The sequence below is a fragment of the Streptomyces sp. NPDC045998 genome (assembly GCF_056430285.1).
The window spans coordinates 232,999-249,068 of sequence record NZ_JBWKLJ010000007.1 but is presented as its reverse complement, the minus strand read 5'-3'; the positions used below and the strand labels follow the sequence as shown (position 1 = coordinate 249,068).

At 74.8% G+C, this 16,070-nt stretch carries 15 protein-coding genes and 1 pseudogene; 9 read left to right on the top strand and 7 right to left on the bottom strand.

Translation table 11 applies throughout. The features are described from left to right. Positions 1-72 precede the first annotated feature (72 nt). Positions 73-1,668 (top strand): MFS transporter, encoded by a 1,596-nt coding sequence (locus AC07FJ_RS22160; RefSeq protein ID WP_479051069.1) that lies wholly within the window; start codon positions 73-75, stop codon positions 1,666-1,668. Between the two features lie 75 nt (positions 1,669-1,743). On the opposite strand, the gene AC07FJ_RS22155 is transcribed toward AC07FJ_RS22160, so the two are convergent. The 3 genes from AC07FJ_RS22155 to AC07FJ_RS22145 all read right to left on the bottom strand — a co-directional run bounded on the left by AC07FJ_RS22155 (position 1,744) and on the right by AC07FJ_RS22145 (position 3,600). Beyond that, positions 1,744-2,244 carry a DUF1360 domain-containing protein gene (locus AC07FJ_RS22155; protein WP_479051068.1) on the bottom strand — a complete coding sequence of 167 codons (501 nt, stop codon included), beginning with the start codon at positions 2,242-2,244 and terminating at the stop codon, positions 1,744-1,746. 102 nt (positions 2,245-2,346) lie between these two features. Continuing rightward, positions 2,347-3,054, bottom strand: a complete 708-nt coding sequence (locus AC07FJ_RS22150; protein WP_479051067.1) for a phosphodiesterase — start codon at positions 3,052-3,054, stop codon at positions 2,347-2,349. A 12-nt stretch (positions 3,055-3,066) separates the two neighbouring features. After that, on the bottom strand, positions 3,067-3,600 hold the full coding sequence (locus AC07FJ_RS22145) for a hypothetical protein (RefSeq protein ID WP_479051066.1): 534 nt from the start codon (positions 3,598-3,600) through the stop codon (positions 3,067-3,069). A gap of 165 nt (positions 3,601-3,765) precedes the next feature. On the opposite strand from AC07FJ_RS22145, the gene AC07FJ_RS22140 reads away from it, so the two are divergent. Together AC07FJ_RS22140 and AC07FJ_RS22135 are read left to right on the top strand one after the other, a co-directional pair. Continuing rightward, positions 3,766-4,233: a DUF2243 domain-containing protein gene (locus tag AC07FJ_RS22140; protein WP_479051065.1), complete on the top strand. Its 468-nt coding sequence runs from the start codon at positions 3,766-3,768 to the stop codon at positions 4,231-4,233. Continuing rightward, positions 4,137-4,919: pseudogene (locus tag AC07FJ_RS22135) on the top strand (cytochrome c oxidase assembly protein); the annotation flags it as partial. The gene AC07FJ_RS22140 and the pseudogene AC07FJ_RS22135, both read left to right, overlap by 97 nt. 116 nt (positions 4,920-5,035) lie before the next feature. On the opposite strand, the gene AC07FJ_RS22130 reads toward AC07FJ_RS22135, so the two are convergent. From AC07FJ_RS22130 to AC07FJ_RS22120, 3 genes are all read right to left on the bottom strand, one after another. Continuing rightward, a complete protein-coding gene (locus AC07FJ_RS22130) occupies positions 5,036-5,809 on the bottom strand; it encodes a class I SAM-dependent methyltransferase (RefSeq protein WP_479051064.1) in 774 nt (257 codons plus the stop codon). After that, complete coding sequence (bla, locus tag AC07FJ_RS22125; RefSeq protein ID WP_479051063.1) at positions 5,806-6,765, bottom strand: class A beta-lactamase; 960 nt, start codon at positions 6,763-6,765, stop codon at positions 5,806-5,808. Before bla ends, AC07FJ_RS22130 begins: the two co-directional genes overlap by 4 nt. A 105-nt stretch (positions 6,766-6,870) precedes the next feature. Beyond that, on the bottom strand, positions 6,871-8,514 hold the full coding sequence (locus AC07FJ_RS22120) for a sigma-70 family RNA polymerase sigma factor (RefSeq protein ID WP_479051062.1): 1,644 nt from the start codon (positions 8,512-8,514) through the stop codon (positions 6,871-6,873). A gap of 125 nt (positions 8,515-8,639) precedes the next feature. Between AC07FJ_RS22120 and AC07FJ_RS22115 the strand changes: the two genes are divergently transcribed. Next, positions 8,640-9,581: an NAD-dependent epimerase/dehydratase family protein gene (locus AC07FJ_RS22115; protein ID WP_479051061.1), complete on the top strand. Its 942-nt coding sequence runs from the start codon at positions 8,640-8,642 to the stop codon at positions 9,579-9,581. Between the two features lie 281 nt (positions 9,582-9,862). On the opposite strand, the gene AC07FJ_RS22110 is transcribed toward AC07FJ_RS22115, so the two are convergent. After that, positions 9,863-10,498, bottom strand: coding sequence for a TetR/AcrR family transcriptional regulator C-terminal domain-containing protein (locus AC07FJ_RS22110; RefSeq protein ID WP_479051060.1), 636 nt, complete (start codon positions 10,496-10,498; stop codon positions 9,863-9,865). Positions 10,499-10,592: 94 nt separating this feature from the next. Here AC07FJ_RS22110 and AC07FJ_RS22105 point away from each other — a divergent pair, with 94 nt between their 5' ends. From AC07FJ_RS22105 to AC07FJ_RS22085, 5 genes are all read left to right on the top strand, one after another. After that, on the top strand, positions 10,593-12,452 hold the full coding sequence (locus AC07FJ_RS22105) for an ABC transporter ATP-binding protein (protein ID WP_479051059.1): 1,860 nt from the start codon (positions 10,593-10,595) through the stop codon (positions 12,450-12,452). Then, on the top strand, positions 12,449-14,164 hold the full coding sequence (locus tag AC07FJ_RS22100) for an ABC transporter ATP-binding protein (protein WP_479051058.1): 1,716 nt from the start codon (positions 12,449-12,451) through the stop codon (positions 14,162-14,164). The genes AC07FJ_RS22105 and AC07FJ_RS22100 overlap by 4 nt, the downstream gene beginning before the upstream one ends. Positions 14,165-14,436: 272 nt before the next feature. Beyond that, positions 14,437-15,351, top strand: a complete 915-nt coding sequence (locus tag AC07FJ_RS22095) for an RNA polymerase sigma-70 factor (RefSeq protein WP_479051057.1) — start codon at positions 14,437-14,439, stop codon at positions 15,349-15,351. Between the two features lie 37 nt (positions 15,352-15,388). Continuing rightward, positions 15,389-15,796, top strand: coding sequence for a hypothetical protein (locus tag AC07FJ_RS22090; protein ID WP_479051056.1), 408 nt, complete (start codon positions 15,389-15,391; stop codon positions 15,794-15,796). A gap of 36 nt (positions 15,797-15,832) precedes the next feature. After that, positions 15,833-16,051 carry a hypothetical protein gene (locus AC07FJ_RS22085; protein WP_479051055.1) on the top strand — a complete coding sequence of 73 codons (219 nt, stop codon included), beginning with the start codon at positions 15,833-15,835 and terminating at the stop codon, positions 16,049-16,051. The last annotated feature ends 19 nt before the right edge of the window (positions 16,052-16,070 follow it).

The following is a 16,070-nucleotide window of genomic DNA, read 5'->3' as shown; positions in this document are numbered from 1 at the left end:
GGCGCGCCGTCCCCGTACCCGTGCACCCCCCTCACCTCTCCCACCGCCCACCTCCTCAAGGACACGAACCCCATGCCCTCCACCCCCGTGGACCACCTCACCATGCCGCCCGCCGCCCACCCCCCGGCGGCGGACACCGCGCCACCGCGCGGGCGCCGCGCCAACCCCTGGCTGACGCTCGTCGCCGTCGCCTTCGGCCTGTTCATGGTCGGCCTCGACGGCTCCGTCGTCGCCATCGCCAACCCGGAGATCGGCCGGGACCTGCACGCCTCCACCGCCGACCTCCAGTGGGTCACCAACTCCTACCTGCTGGCGCTCGCGGCCGCCCTCATCCTCGGCGGCAAGCTGGGCGACCGCTTCGGGCGGCGTACGTACTACCTCGTCGGTGTCGCCGGCTTCACCCTCTCCTCGGTGGCGATCGGCCTCGCCGGCTCCATCGAGGGCGTCATCGTCTTCCGGGCGCTCCAGGGCTTCTTCGGCGCCCTGCTGATGCCCAACACGCTGGGGCTGCTGCGCGCGGTCTTCCCGCCGAAGAAGTTCGGCATGGCGGTGGGAATCTGGGCCATGGTCTCGTCCGTGTCGACCGCGCTCGGGCCCATCGTCGGCGGCCTGCTGGTCCAGCACGTGAACTGGGAGTCCGTCTTCTACATCAACGCCCCCATCGGCGTCGCCGCGCTCGCCTTCAGCGCCTTCGTCCTCCCGCAGAGCCGCAACACCGCCGCGGCGGGCGAGAAGTTCGACCTCCCTGGCGTGGTCCTGCTCGCCGCCGGGCTGCTCGCCGTCGTCTTCGGCGTCGTCAAGGGCGAGACGTGGGGCTGGACGTCCGGCGGCACACTGGCCGCGATCGGCGCCGGACTGCTGCTCCTGCTGCTCTTCGGCTGGTACGAGACGCGGGTCGCGCACCCGCTGCTGCCCATGCGGCTGTTCCGCAACCCGGCCCTGACCACCGGGACCGTCATCACCGCGCTCAACTTCTTCGTGCTGCTGGGCGTGATCTTCTTCGTCATGCTGTACCTGCAGAACGTCCGGGGCTTCACGCCGGTCGAGGCGGGGGTGCGCACCCTGCCGCTGAGCCTCGCCTCCGTGGTCGCCTCGCCGCTGGGCGCCGTACTCACCGAGCGCCTCGGCGCACGGTTCACGATGCCGCTGGGGATGCTGCTGCAGGCCGCGGCGTCGTTCGGGATGCTCACGTGGGGCGTGCACTCCTCGTACGCGGTGATGTGGCCGCCGTTCCTCGCGCTCGGCCTGGGCGTCGGCATGGTGATGGCCGCCTCGTCCGACGCCATCGTCGGCAACGCGCCGGTGAGGGACGGCGGTGTGGCGGGCGGCCTCCAGGCCACCTCCCTGCAGATCGGCGGGGCCCTCGGCACCTCGGTCCTGGTCTCCCTCATCAGCGGCCGCGTCGGCTCCACCCTCACCGGGGAGCTGACCGGCGCCGGAGTGCCGGCCCCCGTGGCGCGGGGGCTCGGCGAGGCCAAGGACGCGGTGGCGATGGGCGTCGCGCCGGTCTCCGACGGCATGGCCGGACAGGTGAGGAGCGCGGTGGTGGAGGGCAGTGGCCAGGCGTTCATGAACGGCGTCCACACGGCCGTCCTGGTCACCGGGGTGCTGACCCTCGCCGGAGCGGTGCTCGCGGCGGTCGGCGTCCGGCGCCGCCGGACGGACTGACCGGGCCGCCGGCGAAAGGGGCGGCGGCGAAAAGGCCGCCGGCGAAAGGGGCGCCGGCGAAAGGGGCGGCGCGGCTCAGCTCTTCGTGGCCTTCTCCGTCAGCAGGGAGTAGGCCAGCTGCAACGCGTCCGCCCCCGCCGTCGCCGCCAGGCCCGCCATCACCGTCCGCGCCCCGCGCGGCCACAGGACCTGGCTCGCGGTGAGGGCGGTCGACACCCAGACGCTCATGCAGAAGGGGCAGGTCAGCAGCTCCGCCGCGGCCTTGTGGCCGCCCTCCCGGGGCGACTCGCTCAGCTCGGCCGGCCCTTGCGGGCCTTCGTACGTCGTGAAGGCCGCCCGCATCGGGCTGGTCACGGAGCTCTTGGTGAGGAGCCGGCTCAGCCGGAACGTCGCCACCGCCGTCAGCGCCACGTCCCAGGGCTCCGGCCGGACCGGCGGCCGCGCGCCGCGCCGGCGGATGGCCGCGGCCCACGCCGACGCGTAGAGCCCGTACCCCGCCATGGCCGCGAGGTAGCCGCCCAGGGGGCGGTCCTCGTCGCCGGAGTAGCGCCGACGAGTACGTCGCAACAGTTCCACTCTGCGTCCCGCTTTCTCAGAGGCCCGCCCGCCACGCGGCGGCGGGCCGTGCCGACTCCACGGCCGCGCGCACCGCGGTGCGGTGGGCGCGGCCATGCCCCTTCACCTTCCCTGCTCGGCGCGTCCCTCACGGGAACCGCCGTACGCCTCCGTGCGCAGCGCGCGCAGCCGGTCGCTCGGCCGCAGGCCCGGGGCACTGCGCCCGTACGGGTCGTACCCCGGCGAGGCGCCCGTCCACGGAAGGCGCGCCGACAGCGTCAACACGGCCACGGGCCGCCACGGCTGCCCCCGCGCGGCGACGCACAGGTCGAAGACCACGTCGCTCCGCCCCAGCTGCCCCCGCACGGCCCCGAGGCCCCCGCGCACCGAGCGGTGCGGCCCGCGCGGCACGACCGCCAGCCAGCAGGTCCGCCGCCCGACCCGGTACGCCGTCAGCGTGCCGTACGGGCCGCGCAACGGATGCCGGCGCGGCAGCGGCACATGGCGCAGCAGCCGCCCCGCGCCGCTGGTGGTGAGCAGCAGATCCCAGGGCCGTCCGGGCCCCGAGGCGTCCTCCACCCGCAGGGCGAGACCGAAGCCGTCCGGGAGCCGCTCGGGCAGCCCGAGGGCCCGCGACCAGCGGGCCGTGACGCGGTACGTCCCCGGCTCGTCCAACAGCGCGACCCCCCAGGCGCGGTGGGCCGAACCGGGCACGGTCAGCACCCCGGAGCAGTTCAGGCCCTCCGGGTGCAGCGCCGGCGCCCGGCGCCGCCGGGCCACGTACCGGCACACCGTCCGGACCAGCCCGGTGTCCACGAGCTTTCGCCGCATGCGTACGCCCTCTCAACGGCCGTAGGAGTGCTTCCGGGGCAGAGGCCCGACACCGGCGTGGCGCCCCGGCCGGACGGCGGCGTGGCGCTGCCCGGGCCCCAGGCCGTCTCGGGCCGCCAGTGCGTCGGCTACGGCACCGGTCGCGAAGGCGTAGACGGCCTTGTGCAGCAGGTCCACCACCAGCTCCTTGCGGGGCCAGGTCTGCGGCGGGGCGCCGACGCCCGTCGCGTTCTCCAGGATTTGGTCGTTGGTGAGCCGGACCACCGCGAACTGCGCCGACGACACCGGCCCGCGCAGCCCCGCGTGCGCCATGACCGACCGCAGGACGCCGAGGGCCGCGGCCTGGCCGAAGTGCATGGCCCAGTTGACGGGCGTCGGCTGTTTCCCGGGCCGCTCCGCCATCCCCGTCAGGCGCTCCAGCACCCGCGCGGGGACGTACGAGTTCGGCCGGCCCGTCAGGCGCTGCTCGACCTTCTCGCCCAGCGTCATCGCGAGACCGCCCGCCGCCCCGGCCAGCAGCCCTTGCCACAGTGCGCGCTCCATCATGGAGCGCCGGGTACCCGGCGAAGCCGCGCGTATCCGCCGCCGGCGCCCCGGCACTCGATCGGCGTACGGCGTACGGCTTCACCGCGACGCGCCGGGTAGACGCATCCCGTGCGCCCCCACCCCCGTGTACCCGGCCCCGACCGCCGACAGGAAGGCAGCAGCCCCATGAGCGAACCGGCCCGCCCGCGGTCCTCGATGGCCGTCTGGGCCCTGATCGGCGCGGCCGTGATGGCCGCCGTCGACGAGATCGTCTTCCACCAGATCCTGGGCTGGCACCACTTCTACGACCGGTCCACCGGCGCCGTGGGCCTGCTCTCCGACGGACTGCTGCACACCGCCGAGCTGCTGGGCCTGGTCGCCGGGCTCTTCCTCCACGCCGACCTGCGCCGCCGCCGCGCCCTGGCCCCCGCCCACGCCCGGGCGGGGTTCTTCCTTGGACTGGGGGCCTTCCAGCTGTTCGACGGCGTCGTCGACCACAAGCTGCTGCGCCTGCACCAGATCAGGTACGGCGTCGACGTGACCCCGTACGACTGGGCGTGGAACGCGGCCGGCGTGCTCCTGCTGCTCACCGGGGCGGCCCTCGCCGTCCTCGCCCGCCGCGCGGCCCGCGGGCCCCGTCGAGCGGCGCCGTGACGCCCCCTGACGGCCCGGGTTCGCTCGCCCAGGTCACCGCCGTCGCCGTGCTGTCGGCCGTGGCCGCGTACTCGCTGGCCGCCGTACGCCTCCGCCGCCGGGGCGACGCCTGGTCCCGGCGGCGTGACCTCTCCTTCACGGCGGGCGGCGCCGCCCTGGCCTGGGCCGTGCTGGGCGCACCGGTGGGCGCACCCCCTGGAGGGGAATTCACCGCGCACATGGCGCGGCACTTGGCGGTCGGCATGGCGGCACCGCTGCTCCTGGCCCTCGCGCGGCCGCTGACCCTGGTCCTGCGGAGCCTGCCGCCGGGCCGTGTCCGCCGGGCCCTGACGGCGCTCGCGCGCTCCGGCCCGGCGGCCTGGCTGCTGTTCCCGCCGGTGGCGGCGCTCCTCGACCTCGGCGGCCTGTGGCTGCTGTACCGCACCCGCCTGTTCGCCGCCACCCACCACGAGCCGCTGCTGCACGCCGCCGTGCACGCGCACGTGCTCGCCGCCGGGCTGCTGTTCACCTTCACCGTCTGCCGGCTCGACCCGGTGGGCCGCCGGTGCGGCCTGCCCGTGCGCGCGGCGACCCTGCTGGCCGCCGGCACCGCCCACGCGGTCCTCGCCAAGACCCTGTACGCGACGCCCCCGCCCGGTACCGCCTTCGCCGCGGCCGACCTGCACAGGGGCGCCCAACTCATGTACTACGGCGGCGACGCCGTCGAGCTGGCCCTCGCGCTGACGCTGGGCGCCCAGTGGTACGCCGCCAGCGGCCGCGCCCGCGCCCGCACCCGCGCCAGGGCCCGTACGCGTACCTGCGGTCAGGCGGCGGACGCGAGCACGGCCACGTCGTACCGCTCCACCACCGGCGCGGGGGAAGCCTCCGCCTCGGCGTGGGCGGCGGCTTCCAGGCGTGCCAGGCCCTCCTGGAACTCCGCGGCGGTGAGCTGGGTGAACTTCGACTGCGGCCGGGCGACCATGCGGGCGTGGTACTCCCCGAGGGTCGCGGTGACCGGCCGGGCGAACGACGTGACGGTCCGGACCGTGAAACCGGCCCCGGCGAAGTCCTCCAGCACCTCGGCCTCCGAGGGGAACCGCCGCTCGTCCAGCTCGCGCAGGCGCGGCCAGTAGTCGTACACCAGGGCGTCCAGCCGCTCCCGGAACGTCGTCCGGATGACCACCGTCCCCTCGGGGCGCAGCACACGGGCCAGTTCGCGGGCCGCCCGGCGCCGGTCGGGCACATGGTGGACGACCCGGGACAGCAGGGCGAGGTCGAACAGCCCGGAGCCGGTGGGTACGGCTTCCGCGGTGCCCGCCAGGTAGTGGACCCTCGGGTGCGCGTTGAAGCGGCGCGCCTGCCGCAGCATGGCCTCGGAGGCGTCGACCCCGACCACGCGCGACGGCCGCAGCCACCGGGCCATCGCCGAGCAGAACATGCCGGTGCCCGCGCCGACCTCGACCACCGAGGGGGCCGGGCGGCCGGCGAAGGAGCCGATCAGTTCCGTCCAGTCGCGGAGGGACTCCTCGGGCATCTCGTTGCCGGACTGGTAGGCGCCCGCCAGCCGCTCGTCGTCGTACACCCGGCCCCCGTTCACACGGCGCCCCCGACGGCGTCGGCCAGCACGGCGGCCGCCTTGGCGACCAGCGGGTTGTCGGAGGGGGCGTCCTTCTCCGGCTTGGTCGTCATGACGACCAGGACGACCGGCGGACGGCCGGGGGGCCAGGCGATCCCGGCGTCGTTGTTGGTGCCGTAGTCGCCGCCACCGGTCTTGTCGGCGAGCGTCCAGTCGGCGGGGAGCCCCTTCCGGAACCGGTCGACGCTGGTGGTGTTGGCGAGCAGCCAGTCGGTGAGCAGGCGGCGGTCACCGGGGGCGAGGGCGTTGCCCAGGACGAGGCGGGCGTACGTGCGCGCGATGGCGCGCGGCGTGGTGGTGTCCGTCTCCCGCCCCGGCTCCGCGGTGTTCAGCTCGGGCTCCCAGCGGTCGAGACGCGTGACGTCGTCGCCGAGGGAGCGGCAGAAGCGGGTGATGGCGGTGGGGCCGCCCAGCTCCCGCAGGAGGAGGTTGGCCGCGGCGTTGTCGCTGTGGGTGATGGAGGCGGCGCACAGCTCGGCGATCGTCATGCCGTTGGCGAGGTTACGGGGGTCCTTGGTGACCGGCGCGTGGACGGCGCGCACGACGTCCTCCGCGGTGTAGTGGATGCGGCGGGCCAGGAACTCGCCGTGGCGGTCCAGGTCCCGCAGGACCGCCGCCGCGCCCACGGTCTTGAAGAGGGAGCACATCGGGAAGAGCTCGTCCGCCCGGTACGCGACCGTGCGACCCGTGGCGGTGTCGTACGCGTACGCGCCGAGCCGCGCGTCGTGCTCCCGCTCCAGGGCGCGCAACCGCCGGTCGGCTCCCCGGGGCGCCGCCGCGAGCGCGGCGGTGGGCAGGGATACGGCGGCCAGGGCGGCGACGGCCCCGGCGGCTCCGGCGGTCAGGACGGTCCGGCGGGTCGCGCGGGCTTCGACGGGTCGCACAGTCGCGTGCCTTTCGTTCGAACGGTGGGACATCTGACAGGACGTCACTACCGCACCAACGGTTGCGCGCCAGTGATCGCGCGCCAGTGATCGCACGCCAATGGTCGCGTGCAGTGGTCGCGTGCCAGTGGTCGCGCCTCAGTTCCGCGCGCCGAAGACCTGCGTCCACCACGGCCCGCCCGGGCCGGAGTGGATGCCCATGCCGATCTCCTTGAAGGCGCAGTTCAGGATGTTGGCGCGGTGGCCGGGGCTGTTCATCCACGAGTCGACCACGCTCGCCGGGCTCTGCTGGCCCCGGGCTATGTTCTCGCCGTAGGTGCTCCACGCGTAGCCCGCCGCGGAGACCCGCTCCCCGGGGCCCGACCCGTCGGGGGAGGTGTGGTCGAAGTAGTCGCGGGCGGCCATGTCCTCCGAGTGGCGCTGGGCCGCCGTCGCGAGCTTGTCGTTCATGGTCACCGGCGCGCAGCCGCTCTTCGCGCGCTCCCGGTTCACCAACTCCGTGACCTGCTGCGCGAAACCGCCGCTCGGCGGACGGTTCGACGGCGAGGACGCGGCCGGCTTCCTGGACGGGGTGGCCCGGGGCGGCGTGGTGCTCGGCCGCGCGGACTCGCGGGGCGCGGCGGGGGAGGAGGACGCGCTCTTCGAGGGGGTCGGCGACGCCGTCGGCGTCGCGCTCGGAGACGGCGTGGCCTTCGGGGTGTTCGGGGCCTTCGTGGCGGTGGGCACGGCCGGTGCGGAGCCCTCCGGCGCCGCCGCCGTCCGTACGGTGCCGCCCTCCTCGGCGTCGCGGGCGCCCGGCCACAGCTGGACGACCCCCAGCGTCCCGCCGACCACGGCGACGCCCAGCACCACCGCGAGCGTGCGGCGCCTGCGCCGGGAACGCTGCCTGAGGTCCCGCCGGGAGACCCGGCCGCCCTGCCCGCGCCCCCGCCCTCGGTGCTGCTCCCGCGGCTTGCCGTACGCCACCGGCGCCGTCGCACCGGCCGGCGTCACATCCGGTACGGCCCCGTTCCGGAGGGCCGCGGCCGCGAGCGGCACCAGGCCGAGACCCACGAGCAGTCCTTCGGCGGGGACCAGCCCCGACGAGTGGCCGGAGCAGGCCACGCACGCACGGGCGTGCCGGGCCACCCGCTTGCGCCACAGCGCGGACGGCACGCCGTCCCAGGCGCGGACGAGGGCGTCGAGCTCCGGGCAGCGCGGCGCGGCCGACAGGGCGCGCACCACCAGCCGGGCCGTCTCCAGTTGGGCCTTCATGCGCTGGACGCGTACGGCGGTGTGCTCGGGCGACAGCTCCATCGCGGCGGCGACCTCGGAGCGGGTGAGTTCCCCCGCCGCCTCCAGCCACCACAGCGACAGCAGCTCGCGGTCGTCGGTCTCCAGCCAGCGGGTGGCCTCGGCGACTTCGCGGCGCTGCCCCGACAGCCCGAGGCGCACGATCGTGAGGTCGACGAAGTCGGCGCCCGGGTCGGCGACGTCGTGCGCGTCGTGCAGCGCGCCGGTGACCGGGGCGGAGTGGTGGTCGCGCCAGCGCCGGCGTATCTGGTTCATGGCGATCGCGACGAGCCACGACCGGAAGTTCGCGGGGTCGCGCAGCCCGCCCAGCCCCTCCAGGGCGCGGATCATGGTCTCCTGCACGACGTCGTCGACGTCGGCGTGGCCGTTCAGGGCCCGGCCGACGATGTTGTACACCAGGGGCATCCAGGCGGCGACGAGCGCGTCCTGAGCGCTCTGGTCCCCGTTGCGTGCGGCCTCGATCAAGGGCGCCATGCTCTGCTGGGTCACGATCCGTGTCCACTCTTTTCCGACGGCGGTGCGCGTTGTGTGCACCGCTTGGGAGACCGCCGAGGGTTGGGCGGATAACAGGAAACGGCAGAGTAGTCGGAAGTTTTTTCGCTTAGTGTTCGAGGGTGAGTCTTCATGTCGTCATAGGTTTCGGGCCCGCTGGGGCCGCCACCGCCCGGCTGCTGGCCGAACAGGGCCATGAGGTACGGGTGGTGACCAGGTCCGGCCGCCCGGCGGAGCCCGGGATCGAACACCTCGCGTGGGACGCGGCGGACGGCGGGCGACTGACCGGGGCGGCGCGGGGCGCGGCCGCGATCCACAACTGCGCGGGGCCGCCCTACCACCGCTGGGCGAGCGAATGGCCGCCGCTCGCCGCCGCGGCCTGTGCGGCGGCCGAGGCCACCGGGGCCGTCCTCGTCATGCTGGGCAACCTCTACGGCTACGGCCCGGTGGACGGCCCCCTGACGGAGGAGCTGCCGCTCGCGGCGACCGGCCCCAAGGGGCGGCTGCGCGCCGCGCTGTGGGAGGAGACGCGGTCCCTGCACGAGCAGGGGCGCATCAGGGCGGTCGAGGTGCGGCCCTCGGACTTCTTCGGCCCCGGCGTCACCGACGGCGGCCACCTGGCCGCCCGCGCCGTGCCGCGGCTGCTGCGCGGCAAGCCGGTCGTCGCCCTCGGCGATCCGGACGCCCCGCACAGCTGGAGCTACGTCCCCGATGTGGCCAGGGCCATGGTGGAGGTCGCGGGCGACGAACGGGCCTGGGGGCGCGCCTGGCACGTCCCGACGCAGCCCGCCCTGTCCGTCCGGCAGATGGTCGACCGCCTCGCCGCCGAGGCGGGCACGGAGCCGGTCGCGGTGCGCAGACTGTCCCCGGCCCTGCTGGCGGTCGCCTCGGTCTTCTCCCCGCTGATCCGCGAAGTGAAGGAGATCCGCTACCAGTTCGACCGCCCGTTCGTGGCCGACGCGAGCGCGTACGAAGCCGCGTTCACGGTGCGGGCCACCCCCCTCGACGAACAGGTCAAGGCGACGGTGGCCTGGTGGCGCGAGCGACTGGCCGCCACGGGGTGACGGACGGGACCACGGTCGGCGCGGCGCACGACGACGGCCGAAGCGGAGGCCGCACCCGCCGAAGCGGGCCGGCCACGCGGCCGTGACCTCGGTGCGCGGCTGCCCCGGCTGCTGCGGGCCGTAACGGACCGCTTGGCCGCGGAGGGGACCAGCGCGCCGACCGGCGCCCCGTCGCACGGCAGGCGGCCGAGAGCGCCTGAACGGCGAACTTCCTCGACGGCACCCTCCTCGACGGCATCCTCCTCCACTGCGAGCCTCCTCCACGGCGGGCGCCGCCCGAGTCAGCCGCGTGCGAGGTCCCTCTCGAAGCCGGACAGCAGCGCCTCCAGCGCGTACGCGAAGCGCGCCTCGCCCGCGTCCGCGCCCGCCTCCCGGGCCGCGTCGACGAGCAGGGGATAGGCCTCCGCGTCCAAGGCGGCCAGGCTGCCGGCCCCGTCGACGCTGCCCGCCCGCGCGGCGGCGTGGCCGACGACGAAATTGGTCAGCGAGTAGAGGATGTCCAGGGTCCTGGCCAGGGGGAAGCCCGCCTCGTGCAGCATCCTCACCACGGCCTCCATCGTCCGCAGGTTGCGGGGCGTCATGGCGGGCCGGGACAGCAGCAACGGCACGGCGTGCGGATGCGCGTCGAGCGCGGCCATCAGCGCCCGGGCGTAAGCCCGCAGGTCCTCCCGCCAGGTGGCGGCGCCGAACGCGGGGGGTACGGCCTCGGCGACGACCTGCTCGATCATCCCGTCCAGGAGAGCGCTCTTGTTCGGCACGTGGTGGTAGAGGGTCATCGCCTCCACCCCCAGCTCCGCCCCGAGCCGGCGCATCGACAGCGCCTTCATCCCCTCCCGGTCGACGAGCCGTACGGCCGCCTCCAGGACGGCCTGTCGCGTGAGCCCCGCGCGCTGCCCCCGGGCCCTGTTGGCCGCCATGGCGCTGCCCTCCTCCGGGTTGACGATTCTTACGCCGTAAGTCTACCGTGCGGCGGATACTTACATCGTAAGAATGGCGAAGGGGGAGAGGGCGATGACCGCCACCGAGCTCGTCCAGGAGAGGAAACCGCCCCCCGAGGGGCAGGGCGTGGCGCGGCTGTTGCGCCCGTACGCGGGCGGCTTCGCCGCCGTGATCGGCCTCCAGGTCGTCGGCGCGGTGGCCGGACTGGCGCCGCTGCTCGCGGTCGTCGAGCTGGGCCGCACCCTGCTCGGACCCGGCCCCGTCGACCACGGCCACGTCCGGTTCACCGTGGTCGCGGGCGCGGCCGGCCTCTTCGTCCGGCTGCTGTGCACCGGAGCGGCGGCGGGCATCGGGCATCTGCTCGACGGACGGGTGCAGTTGGCGTTACGCCGGCAGCTGGCCGCGCGGCTCGGGCGGGTGCCCATCGGCTGGCTCGCCCGCCGCCGCAGCGGTGAGCTCGCCAAGCTGGTGGGCGAGGATGTCGGTGCCGTGCACCCCTTCATCGCCCACACGCCCGGGGAGCTGGTCTCGGCCTTCGTCGTACCGCTGGTGTCGCTGGTCTATCTGGTCACCGTCGACTGGCGGTTGACCCTCATCACCCTGATTCCCGTGGTCACGGCGGTGGCGCTGGTCCCGCTGATGATGACCCCGGCCCGGGTGAGGGAGCAGGCCGACTTCGACGCGGCGATGGCGCGGATCGCGACCTCCGTCGTGGAGTTCGTCCAGGGCATCGCGGTCGTCAAGGCCTTCGGCGGGGGCGAGCGCGCCCATCGCGCGTTCCGCGCCGCCGCCGACGACTTCGTCGCCGTCTTCCGCCGCTGGGTGCACGGCATCTCCCCTATTGCCGCGGGAATGCAGCTGGCGCTGTCGCCCCCGTTCGTCCTGCTGGTTGTGCTGACCGGCGGCGCGGTACTGATCGGCGGCGGGGGCATGGCCCCGGCCGATCTGCTGCCGTTCCTGCTGCTGGGACTCGGCCTGACCGCCCCGGTCGCGGCGCTCGGGCACGGCTTCGACGAGCTGCAGGCCGCCCGCCGAGCGGTCGGCCGGATCCGCGACGTCCTCGCGGTCCCGCCGCTGCCGGAGCCGGCGCACCCCGTCGCGCCGGACGGCCACCGGGTGGAGCTGCGCGGCGTCCGCTTCGCGTACGAACCCGGCCGCGACGTGCTGCGCGGGGTCGACCTGGTGCTGGAGCCGGGGACGGTCACCGCGCTCGTCGGGCCGTCGGGCAGCGGCAAGTCCACGCTGGTCCAGCTGCTGCCGCGGTTCGTCGACCCGACGGCCGGCTCGGTCCGGCTGGGCGGCGTCGACCTGCGGGAGCTCGGCAGCCGGGAGCTGTACCGGACGGTCTCCTTCGTGTTCCAGGACGTCCGCCTGCTGCGCGCCTCCGTCGCCGACAACATCGCGCTGGCGGTCCCCGACGCCGGGTTGGAGGAGGTGATACGCGCCGCCCGGCTGGCGAACATCCATGACCGGATCCTCGAACTGCCCCGCGGATACGACACGGTGATCGGCGAGGACGCCCGGTTGTCGGGCGGCGAGGCCCAACGGGTCGCTCTCGCACGCGCCTTGCTGGCCGACGCCCCCGTCCTGGTGCTCGACGAGGCGACCTCCTTCGCCGACCCGCACACCGAACAGGCCGTGCGCCGCGCCCTGGGCTCCCTGCGCGGTGACCGTACGGTCCTGGTCATCGCCCACCGCCTGGAGACCGTCATCGGCGCAGACACCGTCGCCGTCCTGGAGGACGGGCTGATCGTCGAGCACGGCCGGCCGGCCGAACTGCTCAACGCGGACGGGAGGTTCACCGCGCTGTGGCGGTCCCAGCCCACGGCGGGCCCCCGGGGAGCGCACCCGACCGACGGCATACCGCACGGAGACAAGCCGCTGGGAGACGCACCGCTGGGAGACAAGCCGCTGGGAGACGAACCGCGATGATCCGCACGCTGCTGCGCGTACTGGGCGACGAGTACGGCCGCCCGATGCGCCGTACCCTCGCCCTGATGACGACGACCGCGGTCGCCGAGGGCCTGTCCTACGCCCTGCTGGTGCCCGTGCTGCGGGCGCTGCTCGGGGGCGCGCCCGCCGACGCCCGGACCTGGCTGGGGGCGTTCGGGGCCGCTGTGGCCGCCTACGCGGTGCTGCGCTATCTCAGCGACCTGTCCGGGTTCCGCGTCGGCACGGCGTTGCTGCGCGGGGTGTACCACCGCCTCGGCGACCATCTGGCCCGGTTGCCGCTCGGCTGGTACGGCGCGGCCCGGGTCGGAGAGGTGTCCGTCCTGGCCGGCCAGGGTGTACTGCGCGCGATGAGCGTCATCGCGCACCTGCTGGCGCCGTTCGTCTCCGCCGCCGTGACGCCGCTGACGGTCGTCGCCGTGATCCTCGCCGTCGACTGGCGGCTGGGCCTGGCCGCACTGGCCGCGGTCCCCCTCGTGGCGGGAGTCCAGGCCCTGACCGGGCGTACGACGGCGGCCGAGGACAAGGAGCGCGCCGCGCGCGACCGCGAGGCCACCGGCAGGGTCATCGAGTACCTCCAGGCCCAGCCGGTGCTGCGGGCCGGGGGCCGGACCGCCGAACGCTTCCGGCTCCTGGACGACGCCCTGCGGCAGGTCCAGCGCGCCTCCCGCCGCTCCACCGTCTCCGCGCTGCCGGGCGCGCTGGGGCTGACGCTCACCGTGCAGGCGGTGTTCACCGCCCTCCTGGTCCTCGGGGCACACCTCGCGCTCGGCGGGGGCGTCGGGGCCGCGGAGCTGCTCGCCATCCTGGTACTGGCCGCCCGCTGCGCCGATCCGCTGCTGTCGCTGGCGGAGTTCGGCGGCAAGCTGCGGGCCGCGCGCGGCGAACTGGCCAGGCTCGACGCCGTGCTGCGCACCGAGCCGCTGCCGCAGGCCGCCCGTCCGGCCCAACCGGCCGGCAACGGCCTGGAACTGCGGTCGGTCACCTTCCGGCACGACGGGCGCACAGTGGTCGACGGCCTGTCGCTGTCCGTCCCCGAGGGACGGCGGCTGGCCGCCGTGGGCCCCTCGGGCGCGGGCAAGACGACCCTGCTGCACCTGCTCGCACGGTTCTACGACGTGGACACGGGCGCGGTGTGCGTCGGCGGGGCGGACGTACGCGAGATCGCCGCACCGGACCTCATGGCGCGGTTCGCCATCGTCTTCCAGGACGTCCACCTCTTCGACGGCACCATCGAGGACAACGTCCGCCTCGGCCGCCCCGACGCCACCGAGGCCGAGGTGCGGGCGGCGGCGGCCGCCGCGCGACTCGACGAGGTGGTCGCACGCCTGCCCGACGGGTGGGCGACCCCCGTCGGGGAGGGCGGCGCGCGCCTGTCGGGCGGCGAGCGCCAGCGGGTCTCGATCGCCCGGGCGCTGCTGAAGGACGCACCGATCGTGCTGCTGGACGAGGTCACCTCCGCCCTGGACCCCGTCAACGAGGCGGCCGTGCACGCCGGCATCGAGCGGCTGATGGCGGGCCGGACCGTGGTGATGGTGGCTCACCGGATGCGTACCGTGCACCACGCCGACCACATCGTCTTCCTCGACGCCGGCCGGATCGTCGAGGAGGGCACCCACGACGAACTGCTGCGCCGCGGCGGCCGCTACGCCGAGTTCTGGCACCTCTCGCCGGTTCCGGCGACCGGCGCCTGAGCCACGGGGCCCGGCGCGTCGGGCGGCCCCCGGTTCCGCGGCCACCGGGACGACGCCACGGGTCACGCGTACCGCCTCCTGCGTCGCTCGCCTGTGATGCGCCTCACCTGCTGTCACAGGCGAGGGGCCTGCGGTGTCCTGTGCGCGAACTCCTGGAGAGGGAGGAGACGGAGGAGACACCATGACGCTGATCGACCCGCGCCGCGCCGTGACGGCCGCGGTCGGGCGGGCGGCGTAGCCCGGTGCCCCACGCAGAGGAGAGAGACCGAGACATGAGCGAGCAGCACCCATACGCCGCCCCCGCCACCGACCAAGCGACGGAGGTGTTCGTCGAACACCGCAACCTGCTCTTCACCGTCGCCTACGAGATGCTCGGCTCGGCCGCCGACGCGGAGGACGTCCTCCAGGAGACGTGGCTGCGATGGGTCAGGGCCGACGTCGGGCAGGTGCGGGACAAGCGCGCCTACCTCGTGCGGATCACGACCCGGCAGGCGCTCAACCGGCTGCGGACCGTCAAGCGCCGCCGCGAGGCGTACGTCGGCCAGTGGCTGCCCGAACCGCTGCTCACCACCCCGGACGTGGCCGAGGACGTGGAACTGGCCGAGAGCATGTCGATGGCGATGATGCTGGTCCTGGAGAGCCTCACGCCCACCGAGCGGGCCGTGTTCGTACTGCGGGAGGTCTTCGACGTCGGGTACGACGAGATCGCCGAGGCCGTCGGCAAGACCCCGGCGGCCGTACGGCAGATCGCGCACCGCGCCCGCGGGCACGTCGACGCCCGCCGGCCCCGCCGCACCGCCTCCCCGGGGGAGGCGAGGGCCGCCGTCGAGTCGTTCCGGCGCGCGGTCGAGACCGGCGACCCGCAGGGCCTCCTCGACGTGCTCGCGCCCGATGTCGTCCTGGTCAGCGACGGCGGCGGCCTCAAGCGGGCCGCGCTGCGGCCCGTCGTCGGCGCCGACAAGGTGGTCCGTTTCTACTGCGGGGGCTCGGCGAAGGCCGGCGTCGAGGTCGGCTGCGAACCCGCCGTGATCAACGGCAGTCCCGCCCTCGCCGTGTTCGTGGACGGCGAGTTCGATGGTGTGATGGCGATGCGCGTCGAGGACGCCCGCATCAGCGGCCTCTACTACGTCCGCAACCCCGAGAAGCTGACCCACGTCGTCGCCGAGACGCCGCTCGGCCTCCACTGACCACCCGGGACACCCCCTGCCGAGAGGACCACCCACCATGGCCGGACCGACGCCGACCACCGGCACACGCCGGGGCATCTTCCTCCGTACGGCGATCGCCCTCCAGACCCTCACCCTGTTCTTCCAGGCGGCCACGGCGGGCGCCCTTCTGACGTCGCCCCACGGCTACCTCCTCCACGACGTCGGCTCGAAGGTCATGTACGCCTCCACCCTGCTGTACGTCCTCGCCGCGGTCCTGGCGTGGCGTCCGGGCGGCGGCTCGCCCCGCCCTGTCCTGTACGCCACCGGCTTCCTCGTCCTCGCCTCGGTACAGGTGGCACTGGGGGTCGCCCACGTGCCCTCGTTCCACGTCCCCCTCGGCGTGGTGATGTTCACCCTCAGCACTCTGGCCCTGGCGCGGGTCCTCTCCCCGCGCCTGCCGCAGCACTCGGCCGCCAGACCGTAACCGCCCTCAGACCCGTATCGGAAAGGCAGGAAACCCATGTCCGTCCGCTCCGTCCTCATCATCTCCGCGGCCGTCCTCATCAGTGGTCTCGCGCTCGCCGAACCGGCCGCCGCGTACACCTCGGCCCAGCCGGTCGCCGCAAGCGTGTACACCGTGAGCGCCGGCCGGGTCGGGGCCTCCCTGTCGGCGCTGGTCGGACTCCTCGGCGCGGTCAACGGCGGCCTGGCCCCGAGACGACCTCCTCCGGTCGTGTGAGACGCTCTGCCGGAGGAGG